28 protein-coding genes are annotated in these 26,494 nt (G+C 64.0%); 16 read left to right on the forward strand and 12 right to left on the reverse strand.

Annotated elements, in window-relative coordinates:
- Window positions 1–4: 4 nt before the first annotated feature.
- The gene (rirA, locus tag PD284_RS13820) at window positions 5–460 is read right to left on the reverse strand and encodes an iron-responsive transcriptional regulator RirA (RefSeq protein WP_274628767.1); all 456 of its coding nucleotides are present in this window, start codon (window positions 458–460) and stop codon (window positions 5–7) included.
- A 225-nt stretch (window positions 461–685) separates the two neighbouring features.
- Here rirA and PD284_RS13825 point away from each other — a divergent pair, with 225 nt between their 5' ends.
- The 4 genes from PD284_RS13825 to PD284_RS13840 all read left to right on the forward strand — a co-directional run bounded on the left by PD284_RS13825 (window position 686) and on the right by PD284_RS13840 (window position 3,720).
- A complete protein-coding gene (locus tag PD284_RS13825) occupies window positions 686–1,225 on the forward strand; it encodes a GNAT family N-acetyltransferase (protein ID WP_274628768.1) in 540 nt (179 codons plus the stop codon).
- A 78-nt stretch (window positions 1,226–1,303) separates the two neighbouring features.
- Window positions 1,304–1,795, forward strand: coding sequence for a DUF1772 domain-containing protein (locus PD284_RS13830; RefSeq protein ID WP_274628769.1), 492 nt, complete (start codon window positions 1,304–1,306; stop codon window positions 1,793–1,795).
- A 122-nt stretch (window positions 1,796–1,917) separates the two neighbouring features.
- A complete protein-coding gene (locus PD284_RS13835; protein ID WP_274628770.1) occupies window positions 1,918–3,210 on the forward strand; it encodes a DUF445 domain-containing protein in 1,293 nt (430 codons plus the stop codon).
- Between the two features lie 57 nt (window positions 3,211–3,267).
- Complete coding sequence (locus PD284_RS13840; RefSeq protein WP_274628771.1) at window positions 3,268–3,720, forward strand: phasin family protein; 453 nt, start codon at window positions 3,268–3,270, stop codon at window positions 3,718–3,720.
- A gap of 39 nt (window positions 3,721–3,759) precedes the next feature.
- Here PD284_RS13840 and PD284_RS13845 read toward each other — a convergent pair whose 3' ends face one another.
- From PD284_RS13845 to PD284_RS13860, 4 genes are all read right to left on the reverse strand, one after another.
- Window positions 3,760–4,800 carry a zinc-dependent alcohol dehydrogenase family protein gene (locus PD284_RS13845; protein WP_274628772.1) on the reverse strand — a complete coding sequence of 347 codons (1,041 nt, stop codon included), beginning with the start codon at window positions 4,798–4,800 and terminating at the stop codon, window positions 3,760–3,762.
- Between the two features lie 38 nt (window positions 4,801–4,838).
- Window positions 4,839–5,489, reverse strand: coding sequence for a maleylacetoacetate isomerase (gene maiA, locus PD284_RS13850; RefSeq protein WP_274628773.1), 651 nt, complete (start codon window positions 5,487–5,489; stop codon window positions 4,839–4,841).
- A gap of 100 nt (window positions 5,490–5,589) precedes the next feature.
- On the reverse strand, window positions 5,590–6,420 hold the full coding sequence (locus PD284_RS13855) for a phosphoenolpyruvate hydrolase family protein (RefSeq protein ID WP_274628774.1): 831 nt from the start codon (window positions 6,418–6,420) through the stop codon (window positions 5,590–5,592).
- Window positions 6,421–6,497: 77 nt separating this feature from the next.
- A complete protein-coding gene (locus PD284_RS13860) occupies window positions 6,498–7,691 on the reverse strand; it encodes a Tm-1-like ATP-binding domain-containing protein (protein ID WP_274628775.1) in 1,194 nt (397 codons plus the stop codon).
- A gap of 89 nt (window positions 7,692–7,780) precedes the next feature.
- Here PD284_RS13860 and PD284_RS13865 point away from each other — a divergent pair, with 89 nt between their 5' ends.
- The 9 genes from PD284_RS13865 (at window position 7,781) to PD284_RS13905 (ending at window position 15,680) form a co-directional block, all read left to right on the forward strand.
- Complete coding sequence (locus tag PD284_RS13865) at window positions 7,781–8,407, forward strand: TetR/AcrR family transcriptional regulator (RefSeq protein WP_274628776.1); 627 nt, start codon at window positions 7,781–7,783, stop codon at window positions 8,405–8,407.
- A 375-nt stretch (window positions 8,408–8,782) separates the two neighbouring features.
- A complete protein-coding gene (locus PD284_RS13870) occupies window positions 8,783–10,093 on the forward strand; it encodes an ABC transporter substrate-binding protein (RefSeq protein WP_274628777.1) in 1,311 nt (436 codons plus the stop codon).
- A 116-nt stretch (window positions 10,094–10,209) separates the two neighbouring features.
- Window positions 10,210–11,100 carry a carbohydrate ABC transporter permease gene (locus PD284_RS13875; RefSeq protein ID WP_411956270.1) on the forward strand — a complete coding sequence of 297 codons (891 nt, stop codon included), beginning with the start codon at window positions 10,210–10,212 and terminating at the stop codon, window positions 11,098–11,100.
- Window positions 11,101–11,103: 3 nt separating this feature from the next.
- Window positions 11,104–12,063 (forward strand): carbohydrate ABC transporter permease, encoded by a 960-nt coding sequence (locus PD284_RS13880; protein ID WP_274628779.1) that lies wholly within the window; start codon window positions 11,104–11,106, stop codon window positions 12,061–12,063.
- Window positions 12,060–12,269, forward strand: a complete 210-nt coding sequence (locus tag PD284_RS13885) for a hypothetical protein (RefSeq protein ID WP_274628780.1) — start codon at window positions 12,060–12,062, stop codon at window positions 12,267–12,269. Before PD284_RS13880 ends, PD284_RS13885 begins: the two co-directional genes overlap by 4 nt.
- The gene (locus PD284_RS13890; RefSeq protein ID WP_274628781.1) at window positions 12,266–13,375 is read left to right on the forward strand and encodes an ABC transporter ATP-binding protein; all 1,110 of its coding nucleotides are present in this window, start codon (window positions 12,266–12,268) and stop codon (window positions 13,373–13,375) included. Before PD284_RS13885 ends, PD284_RS13890 begins: the two co-directional genes overlap by 4 nt.
- Before the next feature lie 181 nt (window positions 13,376–13,556).
- The gene (locus PD284_RS13895) at window positions 13,557–14,642 is read left to right on the forward strand and encodes an ABC transporter ATP-binding protein (protein ID WP_274628782.1); all 1,086 of its coding nucleotides are present in this window, start codon (window positions 13,557–13,559) and stop codon (window positions 14,640–14,642) included.
- A gap of 260 nt (window positions 14,643–14,902) precedes the next feature.
- Complete coding sequence (locus PD284_RS13900) at window positions 14,903–15,241, forward strand: hypothetical protein (RefSeq protein ID WP_274628783.1); 339 nt, start codon at window positions 14,903–14,905, stop codon at window positions 15,239–15,241.
- Window positions 15,242–15,341: 100 nt separating this feature from the next.
- Complete coding sequence (locus tag PD284_RS13905; RefSeq protein WP_274628784.1) at window positions 15,342–15,680, forward strand: SDR family oxidoreductase; 339 nt, start codon at window positions 15,342–15,344, stop codon at window positions 15,678–15,680.
- Here the strand turns inward: PD284_RS13905 and PD284_RS13910 are convergent.
- Window positions 15,677–16,111 (reverse strand): hypothetical protein, encoded by a 435-nt coding sequence (locus tag PD284_RS13910; protein ID WP_274628785.1) that lies wholly within the window; start codon window positions 16,109–16,111, stop codon window positions 15,677–15,679. The two genes, PD284_RS13905 and PD284_RS13910, sit on opposite strands and share 4 nt — an antisense overlap.
- A gap of 173 nt (window positions 16,112–16,284) precedes the next feature.
- Here PD284_RS13910 and PD284_RS13915 point away from each other — a divergent pair, with 173 nt between their 5' ends.
- Window positions 16,285–17,175 (forward strand): NAD-dependent epimerase/dehydratase family protein, encoded by an 891-nt coding sequence (locus tag PD284_RS13915; RefSeq protein ID WP_274628786.1) that lies wholly within the window; start codon window positions 16,285–16,287, stop codon window positions 17,173–17,175.
- A 61-nt stretch (window positions 17,176–17,236) separates the two neighbouring features.
- Here the strand turns inward: PD284_RS13915 and PD284_RS13920 are convergent, their stop codons facing one another.
- From PD284_RS13920 to PD284_RS13945, 6 genes are all read right to left on the reverse strand, one after another.
- Entirely contained in the window at window positions 17,237–18,379 is a 1,143-nt protein-coding gene (locus PD284_RS13920; protein ID WP_274628787.1) for a GGDEF domain-containing protein, read from the reverse strand.
- Window positions 18,380–18,480: 101 nt separating this feature from the next.
- Window positions 18,481–19,578, reverse strand: a complete 1,098-nt coding sequence (locus PD284_RS13925) for an NADH:flavin oxidoreductase/NADH oxidase (RefSeq protein WP_274628788.1) — start codon at window positions 19,576–19,578, stop codon at window positions 18,481–18,483.
- Between the two features lie 108 nt (window positions 19,579–19,686).
- Entirely contained in the window at window positions 19,687–20,700 is a 1,014-nt protein-coding gene (locus tag PD284_RS13930) for an NAD(P)-dependent oxidoreductase (RefSeq protein ID WP_274628789.1), read from the reverse strand.
- Entirely contained in the window at window positions 20,660–21,379 is a 720-nt protein-coding gene (locus PD284_RS13935; RefSeq protein WP_274628790.1) for a FadR/GntR family transcriptional regulator, read from the reverse strand. The genes PD284_RS13930 and PD284_RS13935 overlap by 41 nt, the downstream gene beginning before the upstream one ends.
- Before the next feature lie 11 nt (window positions 21,380–21,390).
- Window positions 21,391–22,560: a mandelate racemase/muconate lactonizing enzyme family protein gene (locus PD284_RS13940; protein ID WP_274630635.1), complete on the reverse strand. Its 1,170-nt coding sequence runs from the start codon at window positions 22,558–22,560 to the stop codon at window positions 21,391–21,393.
- A gap of 56 nt (window positions 22,561–22,616) precedes the next feature.
- On the reverse strand, window positions 22,617–23,504 hold the full coding sequence (locus tag PD284_RS13945) for a sugar phosphate isomerase/epimerase family protein (RefSeq protein WP_274628791.1): 888 nt from the start codon (window positions 23,502–23,504) through the stop codon (window positions 22,617–22,619).
- A gap of 474 nt (window positions 23,505–23,978) precedes the next feature.
- Here PD284_RS13945 and PD284_RS13950 point away from each other — a divergent pair, with 474 nt between their 5' ends.
- Both PD284_RS13950 and PD284_RS13955 read left to right on the forward strand, forming a co-directional pair.
- Complete coding sequence (locus PD284_RS13950) at window positions 23,979–25,037, forward strand: sugar phosphate isomerase/epimerase family protein (protein WP_274628792.1); 1,059 nt, start codon at window positions 23,979–23,981, stop codon at window positions 25,035–25,037.
- Window positions 25,038–25,162: 125 nt separating this feature from the next.
- Entirely contained in the window at window positions 25,163–26,350 is a 1,188-nt protein-coding gene (locus PD284_RS13955; RefSeq protein ID WP_274628793.1) for a Gfo/Idh/MocA family protein, read from the forward strand.
- Window positions 26,351–26,494: the final 144 nt, after the last annotated feature.

Consider the following 26,494-nt stretch of genomic DNA (forward strand, 5'->3'; position numbering starts at 1 on the left):
GCGGTCAGTTCGTGAGCGCCGGCTGCATGTTCTCGATGCCCAGCAGGCTGCTGATCGGCCGCGACTTCACCAGGTCGGCGATCGAGTGGCGCATGAGGACCTCGAAGAAGGCGTTCAGCGCCTCGCGCAGGGCCGAGTTCAGGCCGCAGCTGTCGATCAGCGGGCATTCGGTCGCTTCGTTCTCGAAGCACTCCGCCATGGCGAAATTCTCCTCGGTGACGCGCACGACATCGAAGAGCGATATCTCGCCGGCCGGACGCCCGAGCTTCACGCCGCCGTTGCGGCCGCGCACCGTGGTGACAAGTTTGTGCTCGACCAGCGGCTGCAGGATCTTGAACAGGAACAGCTCGGACACCGAATAAGCCGCCGCGATCTCCGGAATGCGCGAAAGCCGCCCGTCGTTGGCGGCGCAGTACATCAGGATGCGGATGGCATAATTGGTTTGGCGCGTGAGGCGCATAATTCATCCTCGCAATCGAAGTCGGCCGGAATATGGCCCACAGCTTAGAACAATTCCAGAAAAGAATGCGGGCGCGGCTTTCCGACCCGCCTTCCGCCGCGCCCAAATGGCCGCGGAGGGATGCCCGTTGCGCAAGGCTGCCATGCCTTGCATTTCATGTTGCATCGCACAATATTCGACGCGTCGGGAGTCAGCAGAATCGAGGAGGCACAGGAAGTTTGCGCCATGTCGCACCGCACTCCGAAAAAGCCCGCTGGACGCATCCGCCAGCTGAGACCCTCGGACCAGCCGCGATTTCGTGACCATCTGATGCGGCTCGATCCGGAGAGCCGCTGGGACCGCTTCAACGGCGTCACCAACGACACTTTCATTACGGACTATGTCGACCGCTCGTTTCACGATGGCACCACCGTCATCGCCTATGTAGAGGGCGATGAGGTGAAGGGGGCAGCCGAACTGCACGAAAGGCCCGAGTTCGACATCCCCACCGGCGAGATCGCTTTCAGCGTCGAACGCGACCGTCAGGGACAGGGTATCGGGAGCAAGCTCTTCCGCCGGCTTCTCGCCCACGCCCATGCACTGGGCTACGAACGACTGCTGGTGACCACGCACTCGGACAATCGCGCAATGAAGGCGCTCGCCCGCAAGTTCGACGCCCAGCTGACGTTCCATATCGGCGAGACCGAGGGCGTCATCGATCTTTCGCCGGAACGGGCTCTCCCCGTCTGGAGGCAGGAGATACTGGCGGCCACGGCGGCCCTCTGACCTGCGAGGCGGCAGGCAGGCGGGAACATCTTCGGAGCGCGGTCGTTTGCCAAAGACCGCGCCAGCGCGGAGTGCGCCATGTTCCAGATCCTGCAGGTCATCACCCTCTCGCTCGTTACCCTCGCCATGGTCACTGCCGTGGCGCACGCCCTCGAGCTGCCGGGAAAGCTGCGGCTGCCGAGGGAAACCTATCTTCAGGTCCAGCCTATCTACTATCCGGGCTTCACAGTCGTAGGCGGCGCGGGCGAAGTTCTGGGCATCCTCGCCACGCTGACGCTCGCGGGCATGTCCTACGGGATGCCACAGTTTCCGCTCGTCGCCGGCGCCTTTCTCTGCATGCTGGCGATGCACGCCGTCTACTGGGTATTCACGCATCCAGTGAACGACTTCTGGCTGCGCCAAACCAGCGTCGGGCGCACGGGCGGCAGCTTTTTCGCTTTCGGCGCCGGAAGGGACGGCGAGGGCGACTGGACCGTGATGCGCGACCGATGGGAGTACTCGCACGTCGGGCGCGGCGTGCTGTCCGCGGCGGCGTTCCTGATGCTCGCGATCTCGCTTGTCATGTCTTGATCGGCGGTGGCCAAGATCTGGACGAACGGGCTAGAAACGACCGAGCGCGTATGGCTCCTGCCTTTCGGTTTGAGATGCCTGCGGGCTGAACGCAGCAAAGTGGAATGCCGCCGGAAGCCCAGATGAACCTGCCGCCCCAAACACAGCCAGCCATCCTCGCCGACCCTGACGCCGAGAAGCTCGCAGCGCTCAGGCGAACGAAGTTCCTCGCCACCGCCGCCCTAGTGGCCTGTCTGTTCGTCTTCCTTGTCGCGAAGTCGCTCGAAAGCCGCTGGCCGCTGCTCGGCTTTGTCGCGGCTTTCGCGGAAGCGGCAACGATCGGCGGGCTGGCCGACTGGTATGCCGTCGTTGCTCTGTTCAAGCGGCCGCTTGGCTTGCCAATTCCTCACACCGCAATCATCCCGGAGAACCGGGGGCGAATCGCCGACAATCTCGGCCGCTTCATCGAGGTCAGCTTCCTCGCGCCGGAGCCCGTCAGGGCCAAGTTGGCAGAAGTCGACTTTGCCGCTCTTGTCGCCGAATGGCTGTCCGATCCCGAACGGGCGAAGGGTCTCTCCCATTTCATCGCGCGGCTGGTGCCGCGCATGATGACCGCGATTGAGGGCTCGGGCCTGCGTGACTTCGTCAGCAAGCGGCTGATCGACCAGATCGACAAGGTCGAGATCGCACCGCTGGCCGCGGATCTCGTCTCGGCCTTCACCGCCGACCGTCGCCACCAGAAGCTGTTCGACCAGATCACCATCGTCATCGGCAACTTCCTGAACGACCAGGATGCACTCGATGCGATGCGCGACAAGATCCGGCAGGAGCTGCCGACACTCTTCAACCTGTTCCGCGCCGACGCTTTCCTGCTGAAGAAGATCGTCGCCTCGGCCGGCGCGATGCTGGAGGAAGTGCGCGCCGACCCTGACCATCCGATGCGGCACGAATTCGACCGTTTCGTCGAAGGGTTCGTCGAGCGGCTGCGCACGTCCAAGGACTATGCGCGACGCGTCGAGCGGATGAAGCGGGACTTTCTCAAGCGCCCGGAGGTGAAGGATCTCGCCGGCGATATGTGGCAGGGTTTCAGGACCTTCATCGAGCAGGATGCGAGCGCGAGAAAGTCGGTCGTGCGCAGTCATCTCACCGGCATCCTGGTGGACGTCGGCAAGCAGCTGGCGAGCGAACCACAGATCCGCGCGGATATGAACCAAGGGTTCGTTGTGGCGCTGGCCTCCTTCGTGGAGAGCCAGAAGAGCGGCGTTTCGGCATTCATCGCCGATCAGATGAAGAGCTGGGACTTGGCGCAACTGGTCCGGGTGATCGAGACGAATGTCGGGCGTGACCTGCAATACATCCGCTTCAACGGCATGATCATCGGCGGCCTTGCGGGCCTGGCGCTCTACTCGATGGAGCTGATCCTTCTCGCGAATTGACCCGCCCCGCGCATCGGCTATCCTCGTTCCGATCTTTTCCTGCACGGGAGGACGTTCATGGCGAAGAAACCGCAGCCCGAATCCACCGAGAAGCCTCAGCCTGATTCCTTCGTGGACATGTTCGCGAGGCTTGGGCAGGACCTGAAAATGCCCAAGATGGATGTGGACGACTTCCTCGCCCATCATCGCAAGAACCTCGAGGCGCTCGAGAAATCCGCGAAGGCGACCGCCGCAGGCGCATCCGCAGCCATGCACAAGCAGCGCGAAGCGCTGCAGGAGACGCTGCGCGAGGTGACCGAGATGGCGCACAATGTGAGGGCCAGCGGCAGCGCGCAGGAAGCCGTCTCGAAACAGGTCGAGTTCGCCCGTCGCTCTTTCGAGGTGGCGGTGAAGAACGCCAGCGACATCGGCGAGATCCTGCGTAAGTCCGGGTCGGAGACCGTCGACATCCTGCGCCAGCGCATCAAGGATGCGATGGAGGAGATCCGCGGCGGGGCCGACAAGAAGTAGGACCGGCCGCCGCGAGCAGCGCGCATGGGGCGTCGGCGTTCAGAACTCCGTCACGACGCTGATGCCGAGGCCCTCGAAGCGGTCCATCGCCATAAGGGCGGCGGGTGCCTCGTCGAGGCGGATGCGCTTGCCGACCAGCATCTGGGGCGACAATTTTCCGGACGTGATCATGTCCAGCATGGGCGCATAGCGGAACGCCTGCATGCCGTGGCTACCTCGAATCTCGAGCTCGAAGGCGATGACCTTGCTCATCGGGATCGCCGCCCTGGCGTGATCTCCCAGCATCAGGCCGACCTGGACGTGGCGGCCGCGGCGGCGCAGGTTCGACACGGAGTTGTAGCAGGTCGTCGGATGGCCGAGCGCATCCATCGACATGTGCGCGCCGCCGTTGGTTATCTGCTTGACCGCCTTGACCACGTTCGGCGTGTCCTTGGCATTGATTGTGGCGGCTGCGCCCATCTTGCGCGCGAAATCCAGCTTCTCGTCGCTGAGGTCGATGGCGACGACATTGGCGCCCATCGCATTGGCGATCATGATCGCCGACAGACCGACGCCGCCGCAGCCGTGGACGGCAACCCATTCGCCGGGCTGCACGCGGCCCTGATCGACGATGGCTCGGAACGAGGTGACGAACCGGCAGCCGAGGCTGGCGGCGGTGGCAACGTCCATGTCCTCGGGGAGGGCGACGAGGTTGGTGTCGGCATGATCGATCGCTACGTACTCGGCGAACGAGCCCCATGCTGTAAAACCGGGCTGGAACTGGTGCTCGCAGACCTGGTGGTTGCCGGAGGCACATTCGAAGCAGCGGCCGCAAGCGGCCACGAACGGCACGGTGACGCGATCACCGGCCCTCCAGCGGGTTACGGACTTGCCGACGGCCGCGACCGTGCCGGCAAGCTCATGCCCGGGCACGTGGGGGAGGCGGATGTCGGGATCGTGGCCCATCCAGCCGTGCCAGTCGCTGCGGCAGAGGCCGGTCGCCTCGACCTTGATGACGACGCCGTCATGCGCAGGTTTTGGGTCGGGCACCGTTGCAATGGTGGGTTCCTGACCAAATGCCTCGAACAGCACAGCCTTCATGTCTCAAACCCTTCCAGCTTCTTGAGTCGTCGGGCGCACTATTCCGCATCGGGCTGGTTTTGGGGAGCCGCCTTCGTAAAGGCAGGGAGGTCGAGACATGCGGCATTTATGCGGGCGATCACCGGATAGGGCGTCATGTCCACGCCGAAGCGCTGGTTGTTGGCGACCTGAGCCACAAGGCAGATGTCGGCGAGGCCAGGGACGTCGCCGTGGCAGAAGCGTCCGGTGTGGGGGCTCTCCGCCAGGATTTTCTCCAGCGGGCCGAACGTCTCGCCGACCCAGTGCCGGAACCAGCCCGCGACGTCGTCATCTCCTGCTCCATAGAGCGTCCTGAGAGAGGTGAGCACCCGCAGATTGTTCACCGGGTGGATGTCGCAGGCGATCATCTGGGCGATCATGCGCACACGCGCGCGCCCGCGCGCGTCCCTGGGAAGGAGCGGCGGTTCGGGATGGGTTTCGTCCAGGTATTCGATGATGGCGAGCGATTGCGTGAGCACCGAACCGTCCTCCAGCACCAGCGCAGGCACGAGGCCCTGCGGATTGAGCGCCCGGAACGGCGGCTCGAGGTGCTCGCCGTGGCGGAGGTGATGGGCGACATAGTCGTAGTCGAGCCCCTTCATCGCGAGCGCGATGCGCACCCGGTAGGAGGTCGACGAGCGGTAGTAGTTGTGCAGCGCGAGTCGGGTCATCGCGGTCAGATTGCCTCCTGGGCGACGTTGCGCATGGGAATGCAACCATCAAGCCATTTTGCCATCACTGCAAGGCACGGCGTTGCGCCGATCTGGCCCCTCAGCGCAAAGACAGCCCCTTGAAGCTGGCGGTCTGGTCGCGGATGGCGGTTTCCGCGGGCAGCCGCTCCATGCTGGAGGCGCCGTAGAATCCGTGGATGTTGCAGTGCTTCAAGGTGTAGGCCGCATCGTCCGGCATGGAGATCGGACCGCCATGGCAGAGAAGGATGATGTCCTTGCGCACGGAGCGCGCCGCGGCCGCGATCGCGTCGATCTCCTTCACGCAATCATCGAGCGACTTTGAGCTGCTCGCGCCGATGCTGCCGCCCGTCGTCACGCCCATATGCGCGACGACAATGTCGGCGCCGGCCCGCGTCATGGCCTTCGCCTCGTCCGGATTGAAGACATAGGGGGTGGTCAGCAGGTCCTGGCGGTGCGCCTCGGCGATCATGTCCACTTCGAGCCCGAAGCCCATGCCGGTTTCCTCGAAGCTGACCCGCATGCCGCCGTCGAAGAGACCGATGGTGGGGAAGTTTTGGACGCCGGAAAAACCCATGTCCTTTAGTTCGGCGAGAAAGCGAGGCATGAGGATGAAGGGGTCGGTACCGTTCACTCCGGCAAGCACGGGCGTCTTCTTCACCACCGGCAGCACCTCGACCGCCATTTCCTTCACGATCTCGTTGGCGTTGCCGTAGGCGAGGAGCCCGGCCGCCGAACCGCGCCCGGCCATCCGGTAGCGGCCGGAATTGTAGATGATAATGAGGTCGATGCCGCCGGCCTCCTCGGCCTTCGCGGAAATGCCGGTGCCGGCGCCGCCGCCGACGATCGGGCGACCATCTTCAATCATCTTGCGGAACTTTGCGAGGATGTCTTTGCGGGGGATGGAGGGCATGGGGTCCTCAAATGCTTGGATGAAGTCACCCCGTCGGCCGCGCGGGGCCTGAGCGGGCGAAGGGAGGATGAAGGCTGTCACGTCGCGATCTCGCGATACGCGGCAACGGCGGCCCGGGCGAATTCCGGGTCGTTGATGTGCAGCGGCAGGCGGATCAGTCGGCGGTTCGGCGTGATCTGAAGCGTGGTTTCGATGGCATCGAACAACGCTGCGTCGGCCTCGGGATCCCAGAATGCCCCGCCTTCGATGTCCAGGGCCGAGACGCCCTTTTCGGGGATCAGGAAACGCACCGGCCCGTCGCAGGCGTTCAGCCGGTGCGCGATCCAGCTGCCGATTGCGGCGCACTCCTCGGCGGTGGTTCGCATCAGGGTGACGTTCGGGTTGTGCTGGTAGAGCAGGCGCTCGCCGTATTTCGCAGGAACCGTGGCGCGTGCCCAGAAATTGATCATGTCGAGCGCGCCGACCGAACCCACATAAGGAATGCGGGCGCGTGCGACGGCGCCGAACCTGTCTTCGGTTGCGGGCAGGACGCCTTCGAAGAGCAGGTCGCAGACTTCCGTCGTCGTGATGTCGAGAATGCCGGCGAGCAGCCCGCTGTCGGCCAGCTTCTCCATCGAGCGACCGCCGGTTCCAGTGGCATGGAAGACCATGCAGTCGTAGTCGCCACGCAACTGCTCGACCATCGCGGTGACGGCGGGCGTGGTGACTCCGAACATGGTGAGGCCGAGCGCTGGCAGGCCCCCGGCTTGGGGGGCAGGCGTCCTCGCCATGCCGGCAATCGCCTGGGCTGCATTGTGCAGGATCACCCGGCTCAGCCGGTTGAGGCCGGCCATGTCGGTGACGGACGGCATCATGACGATATCGGACACGTCGACGAAGGGCGCAACGTTGCCTGAGGCGAGGGTGGAGACCATGATCTTGGGCAGGCCGAGCGGCAGCGCGCGCATGCCGGCAGTGATGATCGACGTGCCGCCGCCGCCGCCGATCCCGACGATGCCCGCAACGTCGTCGCGGGCCGCAATGAAGGCGGTGAAGGCGACGCCCATCGCTGCGACGGCCTTGCCGCGATCGTCGGGTCCAAGCACGGCATCCCGGCCTTCCGGATGGCAGGCGGCGACCTCACGGGCATCGACGTCGTTTCGCATCGCCGAGGGGCGTGTGCCGACATCCACGCTGACGACCGCGGCTCCGGTCCATTCGATGCGCTCCGCCAGATAGGCGAGTTCGTCGCCCTTTGTGTCGGCGGTGCCGACGACGTAAATCCTGCCCACGTCTCCTCCTCAGTCGCACGCCTTGCGGGGTCCGACCCGTCGCCAAAAACGCTGTTGCCTGCATTTTGAGACGAGAGTATCGTAATGACATGGATGTCTCACGTCAAGAAACGCGCGGACCCAAGGCCCGCACACGCCGGCTGATGCTGGCGACGGCCACGCGCCTCATGCAGGCCGGCGCCGTGCCGTCGGTGACGGAAGTGGCGGAGGCGGCGGACGTATCGCGGGCAACCGCCTACAGATATTTTCCGAGCCAGGCGGCGCTCGTGCATGCGGTGGTGGACGAGGCGCTGGGCCCAATCCTCGACTGGCAATCGGACTCCGACGACGCGCGGATAAGGACCCGGTCGCTGCTGGAAAGCTCGATCCCGCGCATCGAGGCGTTCGAAGCGACGTTCCGCGCGGCGCTGAAGCATGCGCTCGACCAGTGGGCAGTCAGCAATGCGGGGGGCGAGCTCCAGGAGCCGGCCTTCACGCGCGGGCATCGCATCGACTTGCTGCGCGCTGCCATCGCCCCGCTCGCCGACAGGCTGCCACCGGTGGAGGCCGACAGGCTGGCGAAGGCGCTGTCGCTCTTGTTCGGGATCGAGGCGCTGGTGATCCTGAAGGACATTTGGGGCGTAGACGGCAAGGAGGCGCGGGAGGTCGTCGTGTGGGCAGCCGACATCCTCGTTTCGAACGTGGCTCGCACCGGTATGGGAGGAACGGATGGTTGATCTGGTCCGACCAAAAGAATCCGCAGAGCCAATGCGTCAAGCGCCGTATGGCCTTGCTGCAATCGATTACCAAGCCCCTTCAGTGACATAGGATTCGGGCAGCCATCGCAAGCGACTGCAAGGAAATCCGGTAATGCGAATGTGTGAACAAGAAAGGCCCTTGACCATCTGCGACAATTGGTAATACCAGATTGAGCAGGTGGAGATCGAAAGTGGGATCGCGCAGGGAGGCGCGGTCCGCCGGTTCTTCCCAAGCCTGCGTGGAGGAACCCGAAATAAGGGAAAGCAGGAACTGCTCTCAGGCAGGCCATCTGGCGAGGCCGCAATGTGCTTCCAGGGTGGCAGGGAATGATGCGCCAAAGGGAGGAAACCAGGATGCGCAGAACCATCACCGGCTTGCTTGCCGGTATATCCATGCTTGCATACGGAACGGCCGCCAACGCCCAGGAACTCACCATATTCTGGGCGGAGTGGGACCCTGCGAACTACCTGCAGGAACTGGCCAACATCTACGAATCCGAGACGGGGGTCAAAGTCACGGTCGAGACGACGCCCTGGTCGGACTTCCAGACCAAGGCCTTCACCGAATTCAACGCCAAGGGCAGCGCCTACGACATGGTGGTCGGCGATTCCCAGTGGATCGGCGCCGCATCGGAAGCCGGCCATTACGTCGACCTGACCGACTTCTTCAACAAGCACAATCTGAAGGAGGTCATGGCGCCGGCGACGGTCAAGTACTATGCCGAGTATCCCTCCAATTCCGGAAAATACTGGTCGATCCCGGCCGAGGGCGACGCCGTGGGCTGGTCCTATCGGAAGGACTGGTTCGAGGACCCCAAGGAGATGGAGGCGTTCAAGGCCAAGTACGGCTACGACCTCGCACCGCCGAAGGACTGGAAGCAGCTGCGCGACATCGCGGAGTTCTTCCACCGCCCGGATGAGAAGCGCTACGGCATCGCCATCTACACCGACAACTCGTACGACGCGCTGGTGATGGGCGTCGAGAACGCGATCTTCTCGTTCGGCGGCGAGCTCGGCGACTATGCGACCTACAAGGTCGACGGCATCATCAACTCCGACCAGAACGTAAAGGCGCTCGAAGCGTACAAGGAGCTCTACAAGTTCACGCCTCCGGGCTGGGCCAAGAGCTTCTTCATCGAGGACAACCAGGCGATCACCGAGAACCTGGCCGCGATGAGCATGAACTACTTCGCCTTCTTCCCGGCGCTGGTGAACGAGGCCTCGAACCCGAACGCGAAGGGCACTGGCTTCTTCGCCAACCCCGCGGGGCCGAACGGCGACCAGTTCGCGGCGCTCGGCGGGCAGGGCATCTCGATCGTGTCCTATTCGCAGAACCAGGAGGAAGCCTTCAAGTTCCTGGAGTGGTTCGTGAAGGACGAAACCCAGAAGAAGTGGGCTGAACTCGGTGGCTACACCGCCAGCGCCAAGGTGCTGGAGTCGGAGGAGTTCCAGACCGCAACGCCCTACAACAAGGCCTTCTACGAGACGATGTTCAAGGTGAAGGATTTTTGGGCGACGCCTGAATATGCGGAATTGCTGATCCAGATGAACCAGCGTCTCTATCCGTACATCACGGGCGACCAGGGCACGGCCAAGGAAGCGCTCGACGCGCTCGCCGGCGACTGGAACGCGACCTTCAAGAAGTACAACCGTCCGCAGAACTGACGGACAATGCGGTCCGGAGGGGGCGGGCGCCCGTCCCCTCCGTTTTCATTTGAAGCGCGGGACCGACGTCCCGCTTCAAAACTCTCAGGGGAGGAGAGTCTTTGGCCACTGCCGTCATGAGCACGCTGGACCCGAAGTCGCGCGCCGCGTCCCGCGGCATGAGCGACATCACGATCCGCAATCTCTTCATCATTCCCACGATCCTCTTCCTGATCGTCTTCAACATCTTTCCGCTGATCTACTCGCTCGGCTATTCGTTCACCGACTTCCGCGCCAGCGGCAAGGCGGACTGGAACTTCGTCGGCCTGCAGAACTACCGCGAGCTGCTCAACGACCCCTTCATCTGGTCGAACTTCTCGATCACGGCGAAGTACGTGATCGTCTCGGTGGTGGGCCAGGTCGTGGTCGGCTTCGGCACGGCCATGCTGCTCAACCGCGACATCCCCATGAAGGGACTGATCACGACGCTGCTGCTGCTGCCGATGATGCTCTCGATGGCGGTGGTGGGCCTGTTCTGGAAGCTGCTCTACGACCCGTCCTTCGGCATCATCAACTATGCGCTCGGGCTCGGCACATTCGAGTGGCTCTCCAACCCCGACATGGCGCTCTACGCGGTGGCGCTGACCGACATCTGGATGTGGTCGCCCTTCGTCATGCTCCTGTCGCTGGCCGGACTGTCGGCGGTGCCGAAGCATCTCTACGAGGCGGCCGCGATCGACCGGGCAGGGCCGCTCTACACCTTCTTCCGCATCACGCTGCCGCTGGTGGCGCCGATCCTGATGATCGCGATCATCTTCAGGACCATGGAGGCGTTCAAGACGTTCGACCTCGCCTACATCCTGACAAGCCAGCCGACGACGGAGGTGATCTCGATCCGGCTGTACAAGATGGCGTTCCAGGAATGGCAGACGGGACGCTCCTGCGCGCTCGCCTACATCGTGCTGATCATGGTGCTCGCCATCACCAACATCTACGTCAAATACCTGAACAAGGTGAAGGAGCGCTGAGCGATGGCCGCCGTCCGCACATCGTCCGAAATCGCGCTCAACCGCATCGCGATCGCCGCCGTCATCGTGGTGACGCTGATCTTCCTGGCGCCGATCTACTGGATCACGGCAACTGCCTTCAAGCCGCGCAACCTGTCGACCACGATCCCGCCGACGATCGTCTTCACTCCGGAGATATCGCCGTTCGTCAAGCTCTTCACCAAGCGCTCGCAGCTCAGAAGCGAGCCGACGCCGGAAGAATATGCGGCCGCGCCGTGGTGGGAGCGCATGGTCTTCGACGGCGGCGAGAAGATCGTGCGCGACGGCAAGGGCAACGTGCAGCTGTCGGGCTATCCCAGCCGCTTCATGAACTCGCTGATCGTGGCGGTGACCTCGACCATCCTGGCGGTCGGCATGGGCACCTTCACCGCCTACGGCTTCTCGCGCTTCAAGGTGAAGGGGGAGGCGGACCTTCTCTTCTTCATCCTGTCGACCAGAATGCTGCCGCCGGTGGTCGTCGCGATCCCGATGTTCCTGATGTACCGGGTGGTTGGCCTCAACGACACGCACTGGGGCCTGATCATCCTCTACACAGCCTTCAACCTGTCCTTCTCGGTCTGGCTGATGAAGGGCTTCATGGACGAGATCCCGAAGGAGTATGAGGAGGCGGCCCTCGTCGACGGCTACACGCGCATGCAGGCCTTCTTCAAGGTGGTGCTGCCGGAGGCCGCCACAGGCATCGCCGCGACCGCCGTGTTCTGCTTCATCACGGCGTGGAACGAGTACGCCTTCGCGCTGATCATGACCAACCGGCGCGCGCAGACCGCACCGCCCTTCATCCCCAGCCAGGTCGGATCGGGCCTGCCGGACTGGACCGTGATCGCTGCCGGAACCTTCCTGTTCCTGCTTCCGGTCGCAATCTTCACCTTCCTCCTGCGCAAGCACCTGCTGCGCGGCGTGACCTTCGGAGCGATCCGCAAATGATGCGCAGCGACACCCTGCAGCGGGTGGCCGAGATCGTCATGGTGCTGGGCATCGTGGCGCTCTGCCAGCCGTGGAACTTCTTCCTGCACCGATACGGGTTGACGATCATCCTGATCGGCCTGGTGACCTTCCTTCTGACCAACTGGTTCGGCTCGAAGGTGGTCACCGAGGACGACGACGTTTTGCCGGAAGAGGGCCGCCCATGACCCAGATCGAGCTCAGGGGCGTCCAGAAGTTCTTCGGCGCGGTTCAGGTCATCCGGGACCTGAACCTGAAGATCGAGGACAACGAGTTTATCGTGCTGCTGGGCCAGTCCGGCTGCGGCAAAACCACCACGCTGCGCGCGATCGCCGGCCTGGAAACGGTCGACGAGGGGGACATCCTGATCGACGGCCAGCCGGTGCAGCACCTGAAGTGCTCGGACCGGGACATCGCCATGGTGTTCCAGTCGTTCTCGCTCTATCCGCACATGACCGTCTACGAGAACATCGCCTTCCCGCTGCGGGCGACGCGCATGAACAAGGGCGAGGTCGACAAGGCGGTGGGGGAGATCGCAGGCGTGCTGCGCATCACCGACCTGCTGGCCAAGAAACCGTCCGCGTTGTCGGGCGGGGACATGCAGCGGGTCGCCATTGGGCGCGCGCTCGTCAGGCGTCCGAAGGCGATGCTGATGGACGAGCCGATCGGCGCACTGGACGCCAAGCTGCGCGAGGAGATGCGCGCCGAGATCAAGCGCCTGCACCTGAAGCAGGGTTCCACCACGATCTACGTCACCCACGACCAGATCGAGGCGATGAGCCTCGCCGACCGCATCGTCATCATGCACGAGGGCGTGCTGCAGCAGGTCGGCTCGCCGCAGGATGTCTATGCGCACCCGACCAACCTGTTCGTGGCGCAGTTCGTCGGCAGCCCGGTGATGAACGTCGCAGACGCCACCGTGTCGGCGAACGGCAGCGGCGCCAAGGTGGCAATGGAGGGTTCGCAGGAGGGGTTCACCTTCCCGAACCAGCTGCTCGGCATGCTCGACAGTGCCAACGGCGCCAACGGCAACCTGGCGCTGGGCATCCGCCCCGAGGGCGTGCTGGTCGCCAAGGAGGCGCTGTCCGGCTACCTGCCCGTCGAGGCCCACATCATCGAACCGCTCGGCTCCTACGACATCGTCGACCTCAAGGTGGGCTCGCAGATGCTGAGGGCGCGCACGCGCTCCGGCTTCGTTCCGCGCGCGGGCGACAAGGTCTGGGCGAGGATCGACCCCGCGCAGGCGCATTTCTTCGACAAGTTGAGCGGGAACTCGCTGGGGGTGAGGCTGTGAGAAGTCGGTCGACCCCCACTCCGCTTCGCTTCGTTCGGCACCTCTCCCCCGTTCGACGGGGGAGAGGAAATGCGGACACGCTGCCGCGCTTCCTTTCCCCCGGGCAGGGGGAGAGATGTCCCGCGGAGCGGGATGGAGTTGGGGTGCTTGCAACCGCGATTGAGTCCGGGAAGAGCTTCTGATGGCCCATATCCAGCTCAAGAACATCACCAAGAAGTTCGGCAGCCACACGGCGCTGCGGAACCTCAGCCTGGACATCGCGGACGGCGAGTTCTTCGTCCTGCTCGGAGAGACAGGTGCGGGCAAGACGACGACGCTCAGGCTGATCGCCGGTCTCGAGAAGCCGACCGAGGGACAGGTCTATATCGACGGCGTCGACGTCGGCGACTGGGGGGCGGCCGAGCGCGACGTCGCGCTGGTGCTGCAGCAGTACTCGCTCTATCCGCGCTACACGGTGCGGGAGAACCTCGAGTTCCCGCTGAAGTCGAAACTCCGCCGCGTGCCCGACGACGAGATCAAGGAGCGCGTCCTGCGTGTCGCCAGGACCCTGCGGATCGAGCACCTGCTGGATCGCAAGACGGACCGCCTCTCGGGCGGCGAGATGCAGCGCGTCTCGATCGGGCGTGCGATCGTGCGCAAGCCGCGCGTCTTCCTGATGGACGAGCCGCTGTCGGCGCTGGACGCCAAGCTGCGCGAGGCGCTGCGCACGGAACTGAAGAACATCCAGATGAACCTCGGCCAGACCTTCCTGTTCGTCACGCACGACCAGGTGGAGGCGATGTCGATGGGCGACAAGGTCGGCGTGCTGAACCACGGCAGCCTGGTGCAGACCGGCACGCCGCAGGAGATCTACACGAACCCGCGCGACACCTTCGTCGCGAGTTTCGTCGGCTCCCCGCCGATGAACCTGATCGACGGCAGGCTGGTCGGCGGCCGGGCGATGATGGCGCCGCTCAACTTCGAACTGCCCTATGCAGGGGCGGCCCCGGGCGGAGGCAATACGGAGGGGCGCCAGCTGGTGTTCGGAATCAGGCCCGAGGACCTGCAACTGGAGCCGGGCGCTCCGGTCGAGGCCAAGGTGCACGATGTCGAGAACCACGGCGTCGAGAAGATCGTGACGCTGCGCGTCGGCGATACGATGCTGCGCGCCACCGTGCCCGCCAACACCAACGTCGCGATCGAGGAAGCCGTGCGCTTCGCCTGGAACGACACGAAGGTGCTGCTGTTCGACAAGGCGAGCGGGATCAGCCTGCGCCACGCAAGCTGATCGGCAGCGCTCTAGAGCGGTTTGCGTTTTGTCTGAATCGGGATTCCCAAGGTTGAGGAAATCAGATTCGATGTCCTGACCGTTGGAGGTCGGGACAGATGGCGAAGCCCTATTCGATGGATTTGCGGGAGCGGGCGATGGCCCGGCTCGCGGCGGGCGAGACGAGCCACCAGGCTGCGGCAGCGCTGAAGGTGGCGTTTCGAGCGTGATCAAATGGGCGGCGCGCAAGGCGCCGTCTGGGAAGTGCGGCGCCTGGCAAGATGGGCGGCCACCGGCCGTATCTGATCAGCGGCGAGCATCGGCTGTTCGTGCTGGGGGAAGTCGAGCGCGACCCGAACGTGACGCTTCACCAACTGACGGCGGCACTGGCCGAACGCGGCCTAAAGGTCCATCCTGCGAGCGTCGGCCGCTTCCTGCACCGCGAGGGCAAGAGCTTCAATAAAACCGTTCTGCCGGCCGAACAGCTCAGGTCGAAGCTGGCGCGCCGGCGTCCCAGTGGGTCCGCAATCAGCCCCGCATTGACCCCTCCCGCCTGGTCTTCATCGACGACGCCCGAAGCTTTGTTGCGTCATCGGCAAGTGCCGATGAAAGGGGGCTGATTGACAATCAGCCAGCACCACAACGGCGACACAACAGCAGATTGACTTTAATGATATAGATCATATATATTTTTACTGTTAACAGTGAGAGGAGAGCCCCTTGGACAGCAGGATGGGCCGTGACGGCGCAGTCGTTTGGGTGACTGGCGCGCGTGGCGGTATCGGCGCAGCCATTGCCAGGGCCTTCGTGGCAGAAGGCGCCAAAGTCATCGCGACTGATCTCAGCATCGATGCGACGCCGGACTATGCCACCAGGCGGTGCGACGTGCGCTCCGCCAGCGATATTGCCGAAATCATTGCGTGGTGCGAGGCGCAGGGAGGGGTGGATGTCCTGGTCAACAATGCTGGCATCATGCGGCGGTCCGATCCGCTGGAAATTGAGCCCGAGTTCTGGGACGACGTAATCGGCGTCAACGTCAAGGGCGACCTGCTAGACTAGCGGGTGAGTTCGGCCTTGAGCGCAGGGCTCACGGTGGTGTTATTCGGGAGGTTGTTCCACAGTTCGGGATCGGTTTCCCGCGCGAAGTGGTTGAACCAGCCGATGACCCAGGGCGAACCCGGCGCGAAGGTCGCACCGCGAGCGGGAGACGCAAAGCCGTCGACGACAGGCATCTTGCCGAGTTGCTGGAAGCGGAAGATCCAGAAGCCGAGGATCGCATCGTATTGCGTGTCGCGCGGGGGCGGCAGCTGGTTGCCGTTTGCGATGCCGAACTTGGACACCTGCGGATGCCCCTGAGCCATGATGAGGAGCAGCTTCATGAGCTCGATGTCGGTCGACCCGTTGGGGCAGTCCGATGAGGGACCGACACGGGCGGAAATATTCCAGAGAAAGGGCAGGGTTCCAGACATGAGTGGAAGACGTGCAGCCATAGGAGTTCTCCCTCAACCGTGCACGTCGCCTTGTATCTGCTACGTTGCACGCTGCCGGACGCCGGCGCCTGTTGACTATCCGCCCGGAAAATCCTGAATTCAAGCGGGAGGAACGGCGCTGCTTGCCAGCGTTCGAAGAAGGGCGGGCCATCAACAAACACGGGACAGGAAACATGCCCAAGCGCATCGTGTTCACCGGCGGATCCGGCAAGGCGGGGCGGCACGTCGTGCCCTGGCTGAAGGAGCGCGGGGACTATGACATCCTCAACGTCGACCTGAAGCCGCTCGATTGTCCGGGCGTCAACACCCTCGTCGCCGACCTGACCGACAGCGGGCAGACCTTCAACGCGCTGTCCATGCATTTCGGCTTCGAGGGCTACGAGACGGCCGGGGGACCGAAGCCGGTCGACGCGGTCGTGCACTTCGCGGCCATACCGCGTGTCCTCATCCAGCCCGACAACGTCACCTTCCAGGCCAACGTGGTCTCCACCTACAACGTGATCGAGGCCGCGGTAAAACTCGGCATCCGCAAGATCGTGATCGCATCGAGCGAAACCACCTACGGGGTGTGCTTCGCGGAAGGCGACAAGGATTTTCACCACTTCCCCCTGGACGAGGACTATCCGATCGATCCGATGGACAGCTACGGACTGTCGAAGCAGGTCAACGAGCAGACGGCGCGGGCGTTCGCGGCGCGCTACGGGGCCGACATCTACCCGCTGCGCATCGGCAATGTGATCGAGCCACACGAGTATGGGCCGTTCAAGTCCTATGCCGCCAATCCGCCGGTGCGCAAGCGCAATGCCTGGAGCTACATCGATGCCCGCGACCTCGGCCAGATCGTGCATCTATGCCTGGAAAAGGACGGACTGGGCTTCCAGGTGTTCAACGCCACCAACGACACGATCACCGCGAATGAGCCGACCGAGGCGTTCCTCAAGAGGTGGGCGCCGAGCACGCCGGTGACCCGGCGGATGGAAGGTTTTGAGGCGCCCCTCTCCAATCGCAAGATCAGGGAGGTGCTCGGCTTCAAGGAGGAGCACGATTGGCGGACGTACGTCTAGCGGAAGGTGGTGTTGAGGAGACAAGGGGCAACCCAGAATTAGGATTGCCCCCCGGCGACGGCTACGCCGCCGAAGGAAACTGGAGCCCCTCGGCGACAGTCCTGTTGCGGCCGGCGCGCTTGGCCGCATAGAGCATCTGGTCGGCGCGATCCACGGCGATCCAGATCTCCTCACCCGGGCGATGCTCCGCGACGCCGAAGCTGGCGGTGATCCGCTCCGGCTGCTTAACATCCCAGAACGCTGCCTCCTGGAGGCGCCTGCGCAGGCGTTCGGCAATCAGGAAAGCTTCCTTGCGCGGAGTGGAGCCGAGGAGAAGGACGAACTCCTCGCCACCGATGCGGGCCACGAGGTCCCCCGCGCGGCTTTCCTTCCTCAGGATGTCGGAGAAGGCCGAGATGACTTCGTCGCCGGCAGCGTGTCCGTGGACGTCGTTGATGCGCTTGAAGTTGTCGATGTCGCAGGCAACGATGGTCAGCGGTCTGGCTCGTCGGTCCTGCAGCAGGGTGCGGGCATGTTCCTCGAAGGCCCGGCGGTTGAGCAGGCCGGACAGCGGATCGGCATCGCGTTCGGTACGCAACCGCGCCAGCGTGTCGAGCGTGACCGCCGCAAGCAGCGTCAGCGCCATCGCGGCCCCGGCAATGGACACGGTGAACTGGAGGCCGAGCCAGAAGGGCGACGTGGCGAAGGTATCGAGATCGTCGACCAGTGCGTCAATGGTGATCCAACTGCGCGGGATGAAATGCAGTCCCAGGGCGAGGGCGCTCCAGAACACGGCGCGGTCAATGAGGTCTCCCCGAGACAGCTTCCACAGCCGTAGCGCAGCGGTGGCGACGATCGCCCCGAAGCCGCCATTGATGATGTAGATGCGGGCGACTACATCCCGGTCGACATAATAGTAATAGGCGATGCCCCCCACGATCGCGACGAACACGACAGCGTTGTACCAGGCTGGCATTTTCAGTCCGGAGCGCCGCAGCAGCCCTTCGGAGAGGCTGATTGCGCCGCTTATGTAGAGCATCGCCGAGACCACCGCGTTTACGCCGAGCTCGGCAGGCCACAGGGCGACCTGGACGCCGAGCCCCAGGCCTGACAGCAGGAAACCGGCGCCGAACAGCGCCACATGGTGTGGCGAGCGCGTGATGCGCCAGAAGGCCAGGAAGCCGCAGCCGAACACTAAAAGGAGGATTGGAGGAACAAAGATCATGATATGCGGCGTGCCTGCACCGGCTGGTCCGGGTTCATGGCCCTGAGATCATAAAAGAATCGGTAATGCGAAATGCGTACATCGGCGGCCTGAGCCCAGGATCAGGCAGCCTTCTCCCATTTTCGGGAAAGGAAGGCGGCACGTTGGAATTGCGGTGCGACCGTGATGTCCCGACCCAGCGCCGCGGCTGCCCGCCACGGCCACCGGGGGTCGGCAAGCAGCGCCCGCCCCAGCGCAATGAAGTCGGCCCGCCCCTGCGCGACGATGTCGTTTGCCTGATGCGGCTCGTCGATCATGCCGACGGCGCGGACGGGGATGTCGACCCGCTGCCTCACATATTCGGCGAGGTGGACCTGATAGCCCGGTCCGGTCGGAATCTGTTGGAGAGGCGAGTTGCCGCCGCTCGAGCAGCAGACGTAGCTGACGCCCTCTGCCTGCAAGGCCTTCACGACCTCGACCGTTTCGTGCTCGACGAGGCCGCCGTCCACCCAGTCCTTCACTGACAGGCGCGCGCCGAGCATCAGCCCGGGCGCCGTCCTGCGCACTTCGCGTGCCACCTCCACCGCGAAGCGCATGCGGTTGTCGAGCGATCCACCCCAGTCGTCGGTGCGGTGGTTCGAGAGGGGCGAGAGGAACTGGTGGATGAGGTAACCGTGCGCCGCGTGCAACTCGATGAAGTCGAAACCTGCGCGTTCGGCCCGGCGAGCCGCCTCGCCGAATTTTTCGATGATGTCGCGGATGCCGGTTTCGGTCAGCGCCTGGGGCGTCTGCCATCCGGCGTCGAACGGAATCGCGGAAGCGGAGACGGTCTGCCACGGGTCCTGGCCGGACTGCAGGGGGGCGCCGCCTTCCCAAGGCCTCGTGCACGAAGCCTTGCGCCCGGCATGCGCGAGCTGCGTGCCGAACCACGTGCCCGGATTGGCGACGCGCCGAGCTGCAATCAAGGTGCGCTTGGCGGCGTCCTCGTTGGCGTCGGAATAGAGACCGAGGCAGCCATGGCTGATGCGGCCGCGCCGCTCGACGTCAGTCATCTCCACGGTGACCATCGCCGCGCCCGACATGGCGAAATTCATCCAGTGATAAAGGTGCCAGACGCTGGCCGAGCCGTCATCGGCGGAATACTGGCACATCGGCGCGACCGCGATGCGGTTCTTGAACTCTAGCGTACCGATGGAGATCGGCGAAAACAGATCAGTCATGACGGGTCTCCGGGATGGGCGCAATCTAAACGTGAATTGTGCGGTGCACAACCGGACGCTGGAGCTCTTCACGCGGGCAACGCGTCCCTCGGGCGCCACGGTGGGTCGCTAGGCCGGAAACCGCTTGCGATAGCGCTCCACAACCTCGGGGTTACACAGGTTGACGGGGAGACGACCAGCGAGGACACGCAGCGTTTCCTCAGCAGCGCCAATTCCCATCCGCAACATGCTGTTTTCCGTGATGCCGGCCATGTGCGGCGTCACGATGACGTTGTCGAAGCAAAAATAAGGATGATCGGGCGGCAGCGGTTGCGTCGGGAAGACGTCGAGCGCCGCGCCGCCGACGCGTTTCGCGCGTAGCGCCTCGATCAGGGCGTCGTCGTCGATGACCGGTCCGCGGGATACGTTCACCAAAACCGCATGGGACTTCATCATGGCGATGCGCTCGCGGCTGATCAGCCCGGTGGTCTCCGGGGTGAGGGGGCAGCACAACACGACGATGTCCGCCTCGGAAACGAGTTCGTTGACGGTGACGAAGCGTGCGCCGTCCGGCAGGCTTTCCGGCCGGCGGCTGTTCGCGATCACCTCGAGGCCGAAGCCGTTCCTCGCAATGTGCGCGACGTTGGTTCCGACATTGCCCATGCCGACGATGCCCATGGTCTTGCCGGTCAGGTCTGCGCCGGAATTGGAGTGCTCCCGCGCGACCAGCCAGCCCCGCGAGCGCAGGTCGCCATCTACCTGCCGGAAACGCCTCAGCAAGGCGATCGACGCGAAGATGACATGCTCGGCGACGGTGCGTGCATTGACGCCGGGCACATTGGCGACCAGCACGCCAGCCTCGGTTGCGGCATCGACGGGGATCATGTCCAGCCCGGCGCCGTGCCGGACCGCCGCGCGCAGCCGCGGCGCACCGTCGAACAGGGACGGCGGCAACGGCGCTCGCACGATGACGATATCCGCCTCACGACCTTCGCGACCGAGAGTGGCAGTGTCGAGAGAGGAGGCGACGACCAGGCGGCCGGCGCCGGCAAGCCGTTGCTGCGCGAGCGGGTGCAGCGGATGGGTCGAGAAGATCAGCGGCTCAGGCATGCTGAAGCGGGCGTCCGGGATCGACGTCGTCATCGTTCTTCTCGATGAGCCCCTTCCAGTAGCTCTCCACACCCTGCAGGTGCGCGCTCATCAGCGCCTGGGCGAGGTTGCCGTCGCGCCGCTGCAGGGCTTCGAAGATCTGCACGTGTTCGGCGTGCGAGCGCCGGCAGCGCTCCGGATCGTTGAAGTAGATCGGCACGCGATCCTCGCCCATCACGTAGTAGACGCTGCAGATGCGGTGGAACACGCTGTTCTGCGTAGCGCGTACGATCTCAAGGTGAAAATCGCGGTCTTCCTGGGCGAGGCCCTCGCCGGCAGCGATGCGCTCCTCCGAGGCCTGCAGGATCTCGCGCAGCCGGTCGTAGTTTTCTTCCGTCGCCCGGGAGCATGCGAGTTCCGCCGCCTTGATCTCGTGGATCTTCCTCAGTTCGACCATCTCGTAGATCTGGATCGGATCGAGCGGCACGCCGGCCTTGGCGAAGAGAGCCATGGCCTCCACGCTGGCCTGGCGCGTGGTCAGGTAGATTCCCGACTTCGCGCGGCGTTCGACGATCCGCATCGCTTCCAGGATCGCCAGCGCCTCGCGAATCTGGCCGCGGGACACTGCAAAATGTTCGGCAAGCTCGCGCTCGGACGGCATCCTGCCGCTTTCCGTCTTGGAGCAGGAGAACAGGTGAAAGGCCAGTTCGGCCAGCAGATTCTTCTCGGTCATGGGGACATGCCCTAAACCTTCACTGCATGCGCCTTCAAGAAGCTTTCCGAGACAGTGACACCAAGTCCCGGACGGTCGGGTATAGCAATCGTGCCGCAGCCCAGGTCCACATCTTCCTCAACCAGATCGTGCAGCATGGGATTCGCGCCAAGCGAGTACTCTATGATGAAGCTGGCAGGCGAAGCGGCGCAGACATGCAGGCCGGCATAAAAGGCCGGCGCGCCGGCCCACAGGTGGGGGGCGAGCCTCAGGTTGAAGGCTGACGCGATCGCTGAAATCCGCATCGCCTCCGTGATGCCGCCGCAGAAGGCAAGGTCCGGCTGGAAAATGTCGGCCGCCTTCAGCACCGCCATGTCGCGGAAGTCGAATCGCGTGGTCTCGCTTTCGCCGGCGGCGATCGGAATGGTAGAGCCCGCCCGAACTTCGGCCATGCCTGACTTGTCGTCTCCGATCACGGGTTCCTCGAACCAGGCGAGGTTCTGATCCTCGACGAGGCGCGCGAAACGCTTTGCGTCGGCCACCGTGAAAGTGCCGTGGGCGTCGACCATCAGCTCGACATCGGGACCAACGGCGGCGCGAGCTGCGCGGACGCGCGCGGCTGACACGTGCGGGGCGGCGTCCATCGCGCCGACCCTCATCTTCACCGCCCTAAAGCCCCCTTTCTCGATGTAGCCGAGCAATTGCTGGCCGATCGTCTCGGCGTTCGCCCAGCCGCCGGAGGCGTAGGCCCTCATGCGCTCCGCCTTGCGCCCTCCGAGCAGGCGCCAGACCGGTTGGTCGAGCGATTTTCCGAAAATGTCCCAAAGCGCAAGGTCGACGGCGCTGATCGCGGCGAGCGACAGGCCGCGGCGCGAAAGCTGCGGCATGGCATGGCCAGACGCCGACGCCGCGCGATGCCGCACGCCATTATAAAGGAGCTCCCAGATGTCGTTGATGTCGCGCGGATCGCGGCCGATCAGCTGCGGCGCGACTTCGTGATTCAGCAGGTGGACCAGCGCCCCGTAGGCGCCGGCGCTGCCGGCGGCATTCTTGCCTTCCCCCCAGCCGACGATGCCGTCGTCCGTTTCGACGCGCAGGATCGCCGCATCGAAGGTCGTCACCTGCCCGAAGTCGCTTCGGTGCTGATTGGCCTCGGTGATGGGTATGCGGACCCACCAGGCTTCGACACGCTTTATCTTCATCATGAACCTCGGCCCTCTCGCGATGGCGCGAGAGGGCTCCAAGAGTGACCCAGGCCCTACTTGATGAGCGGCAGCAGCGTTTCGGCCGTGATGCGCATCTGGTCGGTGTAGAATTTTTCGGTGAGCACGCTGGATCCGTGATCCTGGATGAACTTCAGCTGCTCCGGGGAAATGTCGACCGGATTGCGCTCCACCATCTCTGGATAGCGCGCGGCCGGCGTGCGATCGACCGGCGCGACGAACTCGTTGGTCAGCGCGCCGTCATAGCCGATGTCCTTGAGGGTTTTTACGATGGCTTTCCAGTCGATGGTGCCGAGGCCCGCCGCGAAACGGTTGTTGTCGGCCACATGGAAGTCGAAGAGCCGCTTGCCGGCCTTGCGGATCGCCTCGTGGACGTCGAACTCCTCCATATGCAGGTGATAGGCGTCGAGGCAGACGCCGCATTCCGGGCTCACCGCGTCGGCCAGCGCCAAGGCCTGCTCGCCGCGGTTGAACAGGTAGGTCTCGAAGCGGTTCAAGGGCTCCACTGCGATCTTCACGCCGACCTTCTTGGCGTGGCCGAAGCATTCACGCGTGGCGTCGACGACCCATTTCCACTCTTCTTCCTCGGTTCCGTCGGGGACGACCTTGCCGACGGTGGCCGGCACCAGCGTGATGATCTCGCCGTCCAGCTCGCTCACCATCGTCAGCACGTCCTTGACGTACTGGACCGAGCGCTCGCGCTGGCCCTGGTCCTTTGCGGCGAGATTGCGCTCGCCGAGCATCAGCGTCACCGCGCCCCAGCAGCGAATGCCGTGCTCCTTCAGCAGCGCGCGCGTCTCCTTGGGCTTGTACTGCTCGGGCTCCCCCGAAATCTCGATCGACTCGTAGCCGAATTTCTTGATGCGCTTGAGCGTGGTTTCCAAGGGCTCCGCACGCATCCAGTTGTGCGTCGAAAGATGCATAATTCGTCCTCCTCGCGTTCGCTTGATCCTCGCTCCGTCGCTCTGGAGGAGGCCTCCTCCCCAATGGTGGAACACGAACTGGTTCGACCAATTGGGCTCGTTCCGACTTCTAACGGATTTCCACAATGGTCGCAAGCAGGTGAGAAGCGATGCAGGAGCAGATAGCTATATGCCTGAAATCAAAGATAAAAATCATGCAGCTATCAGCGGGTCGCTCAGGTGGCGGCCTCGCCGGAGCCCTTGACGTTTCCAATGTTCTTGGTCATACCAGAAAAAGCGGCTGCGGGACTGAGCTTGAGCGGGTGAAGGACAGTCCGGCATCTTCGGTGATCAACGGCGGTCGGTGGCGGGGCGATCATCAACCTACACACGTCCAGGGCCAGGCCATCGTGCATCCATCGATTGTCGTGCGGCGGTCTTGGCGATATGTAATCGATTGCGCGGGCGCTCGGCGGCCGTCGGAGGAGGAGCTTCATGGCAACCACAATCAAGGGGCCGGCGGTTTTCCTGGCCCAGTTCGCCGGTGACGCGGCGCCGTTCAACTCACTGCCCTCCATCGCCAAATGGGCGGCCGGGCTGGGCTACAAGGGCATCCAGATCCCGACCTGGGATGGCAGGCTGTTCGACCTCAAGAAGGCGGCAAGCTCCAAGACCTACTGCGACGAGGTGAAGGGGATCTGCGCTGACGCCGGCGTCGAGATCACCGAACTGTCCACCCACCTGCAGGGCCAGCTCGTGGCCGTGCATCCGGCCTACGATGCGCAGTTCGATGGGTTCGCGCCGGCGGAGGTCCACAACAATCCCAAGGCGCGCCAGAAATGGGCGGTCGAGCAGATGAAGCTCAGCGCCAAGGCGTCGAAGAATCTCGGGCTGAAGGCGTCGGTGACGTTCAGCGGGGCGCTGGCCTTTCCCTATCTGTATCCTTGGCCGCAACGGCCTGCGGGCCTGATCGAGGAGGCATTCGCAGAGCTTGGCAAGCGCTGGAAGCCGATCCTGGACGCCTATGATGACGCCGGCGTCGATGTCGGCTACGAAATCCATCCGGGCGAGGACGTTTTCGACGGCGCCACCTTCGAGATGTTCCTGGACGCTGTCGGCGGCCATCCGCGCTGCGCGATCAACTACGATCCGTCGCATTTCCTGCTGCAGCAGCTCGACTATCTCGCCTTCATCGACATCTACCACGAGCGCATAAAGGCCTTTCACGTGAAGGACGCCGAGTTCAACCCGGATGGCAGGCAGGGCGTCTATTCCGGCTACCAGGGCTGGGTGAACCGGGCAGGGCGGTTCCGCTCGCTGGGCGACGGCCAGGTCGATTTCGGCGGCATCTTCTCGAAGCTCTCCGCCTACGGCTACGACAGCTGGGCCGTGCTGGAATGGGAGTGCTGCCTGAAGCATCCGGAGGATGGGGCCGCCGAAGGCGCCCCCTTCATCCAGCATCACATCATCCGTGTTACCGAGAAGGCGTTCGACGATTTCGCCGGCGGGACAACGGACAAGAAGATGCTGCGGGCGATGATGGGAATAGGATGAGTGAATGGCGAGTGGTGAGCGGCGCAACTTGATTGCCGCCAGGTGCCAGCTTCGGCGCCCGAACCACAGCGTATTTTTTACTCGCTACTCACTATTCGCTACTCGCTATCGGTTGGAGAAACAAAATGGTCAGCGGCAGGCAGGTTGAATCCGGGAGCGGGCCGATCCGCTACGGCATGGTAGGCGGCGGGCAGGGCGCCTTCATCGGCGGGGTACACCGTATCGCCGCCCGGATGGACGGCGAGTTCCAGCTGGTTGCGGGCGCATTGTCGTCCAGCCCCGAAAAGGCGAAGGCTTCGGCCGCCGAACTCGGCCTCGATTCCGAACGCAGCTACGGGTCCTTCCAGGAAATGGCGAAGGCGGAGGCGAAACGCCCCGACGGGATCGAGGCGGTCGCCATCGTGACGCCGAACCACATGCACTATCCGGCCGCCAGGGCGTTCCTGGAGGCAGGCATCCACGTCATCTGCGACAAGCCGCTGACCTCAAATCTCGCTGACGCGAAGAAGCTTGCCGCCCTTGCCGAGAAGTCCGGCAAAGTGTTCGTTCTGACGCACAACTACACTGGCTATCCGATGGTCCGCCAGGCGCGCGAGATGGTTTTCAAGGGCCAGCTCGGCGATATCCGCGTCGTTCAGGCCGAATACCCGCAGGACTGGTTGACCGAACCCATCGAGCAGTCGGGCCAGAAGCAGGCGTCATGGCGGACGGATCCGAAGCAGTCCGGCGTTGGCGGGTCGACCGGCGACATCGGCACGCATGCCTACAACCTCGCGCGCTTCGTCACCGGACTGGAACTCGACAGCCTTTCGGCCGACCTCGATTCGTTCGTGGCTGGCCGACTGCTGGACGACAACGCTCACGTGATGCTGCGCTTCAAGTCGAAGAAGAACGAGCCGCCGGCCAAGGGCATGATTTGGGCTAGCCAGGTGGCGCCCGGACATGAGAACGGCCTGAAGCTGCGCGTCTACGGGACGAAGGGGGGCATCGAGTGGGTGCAGGCGGATCCGAACTATCTCTGGTTCACGCCGTTCGGCCAGCCCAAGCAACTGATCACCCGGGCCGGCGCCGGGGCAGGCGCAGCGGCGTCTCGGGTGACCCGCGTGCCGTCCGGCCATCCCGAGGGCTATCTGGAAGGCTTTGCCAACATCTACCAGGAAGCGGCGCGCGCCATACGTGCCGCCCGCAGGAAAGTCCCAAAGCCGCCGAAGGACGTGCTTTTTCCGACTGTCCAGGATGGTGTGGAAGGCGTCGCCTTCGTCGAGGCCTGCGTACGGTCCTCGAAGAAGAACGCGGCCTGGACGAAGCTTTAGCCAGTCTGCCGACGCCCTGCCGCGAAGGCGGCCGGGCGCGCGCTTGTGCACGACTGGAGCACTCCCTTTGCGCCCTGTACTATTTGGCAATAATTAGCGGGCGTAACGATGGATATCCTGCTGCCCGGCGGTTTCGGCGCGCCG

It is taken from the genome of Mesorhizobium shangrilense, assembly GCF_028826155.1.
GTDB lineage: Bacteria > Pseudomonadota > Alphaproteobacteria > Rhizobiales > Rhizobiaceae > Arvimicrobium > Arvimicrobium flavum.

Coding starts and splice junctions, on each gene's coding strand:
- PD284_RS13865 (WP_274628776.1), top strand. CDS start 7,781: ATGGATGTCTCACGTCAAGAAACGCGCGGACCCAAGGCCCGCACACGC.
- PD284_RS13880 (WP_274628779.1), top strand. CDS start 11,104: ATGGCCGCCGTCCGCACATCGTCCGAAATCGCGCTCAACCGCATCGCG.
- maiA (WP_274628773.1), bottom strand. CDS start 5,489: ATGACCCGACTCGCGCTGCACAACTACTACCGCTCGTCGACCTCCTAC.
- PD284_RS13950 (WP_274628792.1), top strand. CDS start 23,979: ATGGCAACCACAATCAAGGGGCCGGCGGTTTTCCTGGCCCAGTTCGCC.
- PD284_RS13900 (WP_274628783.1), top strand. CDS start 14,903: ATGGGCGGCCACCGGCCGTATCTGATCAGCGGCGAGCATCGGCTGTTC.
- PD284_RS13885 (WP_274628780.1), top strand. CDS start 12,060: ATGATGCGCAGCGACACCCTGCAGCGGGTGGCCGAGATCGTCATGGTG.
- PD284_RS13870 (WP_274628777.1), top strand. CDS start 8,783: ATGCGCAGAACCATCACCGGCTTGCTTGCCGGTATATCCATGCTTGCA.
- PD284_RS13940 (WP_274630635.1), bottom strand. CDS start 22,560: ATGAAGATAAAGCGTGTCGAAGCCTGGTGGGTCCGCATACCCATCACC.
- PD284_RS13910 (WP_274628785.1), bottom strand. CDS start 16,111: ATGGCTGCACGTCTTCCACTCATGTCTGGAACCCTGCCCTTTCTCTGG.
- PD284_RS13830 (WP_274628769.1), top strand. CDS start 1,304: ATGTTCCAGATCCTGCAGGTCATCACCCTCTCGCTCGTTACCCTCGCC.
- PD284_RS13845 (WP_274628772.1), bottom strand. CDS start 4,800: ATGAAGGCTGTGCTGTTCGAGGCATTTGGTCAGGAACCCACCATTGCA.
- PD284_RS13840 (WP_274628771.1), top strand. CDS start 3,268: ATGGCGAAGAAACCGCAGCCCGAATCCACCGAGAAGCCTCAGCCTGAT.
- rirA (WP_274628767.1), bottom strand. CDS start 460: ATGCGCCTCACGCGCCAAACCAATTATGCCATCCGCATCCTGATGTAC.
- PD284_RS13835 (WP_274628770.1), top strand. CDS start 1,918: ATGAACCTGCCGCCCCAAACACAGCCAGCCATCCTCGCCGACCCTGAC.
- PD284_RS13825 (WP_274628768.1), top strand. CDS start 686: ATGTCGCACCGCACTCCGAAAAAGCCCGCTGGACGCATCCGCCAGCTG.
- PD284_RS13930 (WP_274628789.1), bottom strand. CDS start 20,700: ATGACGACGTCGATCCCGGACGCCCGCTTCAGCATGCCTGAGCCGCTG.
- PD284_RS13855 (WP_274628774.1), bottom strand. CDS start 6,420: ATGCCCTCCATCCCCCGCAAAGACATCCTCGCAAAGTTCCGCAAGATG.
- PD284_RS13955 (WP_274628793.1), top strand. CDS start 25,163: ATGGTCAGCGGCAGGCAGGTTGAATCCGGGAGCGGGCCGATCCGCTAC.
- PD284_RS13925 (WP_274628788.1), bottom strand. CDS start 19,578: ATGACTGATCTGTTTTCGCCGATCTCCATCGGTACGCTAGAGTTCAAG.
- PD284_RS13935 (WP_274628790.1), bottom strand. CDS start 21,379: ATGACCGAGAAGAATCTGCTGGCCGAACTGGCCTTTCACCTGTTCTCC.
- PD284_RS13890 (WP_274628781.1), top strand. CDS start 12,266: ATGACCCAGATCGAGCTCAGGGGCGTCCAGAAGTTCTTCGGCGCGGTT.
- PD284_RS13915 (WP_274628786.1), top strand. CDS start 16,285: ATGCCCAAGCGCATCGTGTTCACCGGCGGATCCGGCAAGGCGGGGCGG.
- PD284_RS13875 (WP_411956270.1), top strand. CDS start 10,210: ATGAGCACGCTGGACCCGAAGTCGCGCGCCGCGTCCCGCGGCATGAGC.
- PD284_RS13895 (WP_274628782.1), top strand. CDS start 13,557: ATGGCCCATATCCAGCTCAAGAACATCACCAAGAAGTTCGGCAGCCAC.
- PD284_RS13945 (WP_274628791.1), bottom strand. CDS start 23,504: ATGCATCTTTCGACGCACAACTGGATGCGTGCGGAGCCCTTGGAAACC.
- PD284_RS13920 (WP_274628787.1), bottom strand. CDS start 18,379: ATGATCTTTGTTCCTCCAATCCTCCTTTTAGTGTTCGGCTGCGGCTTC.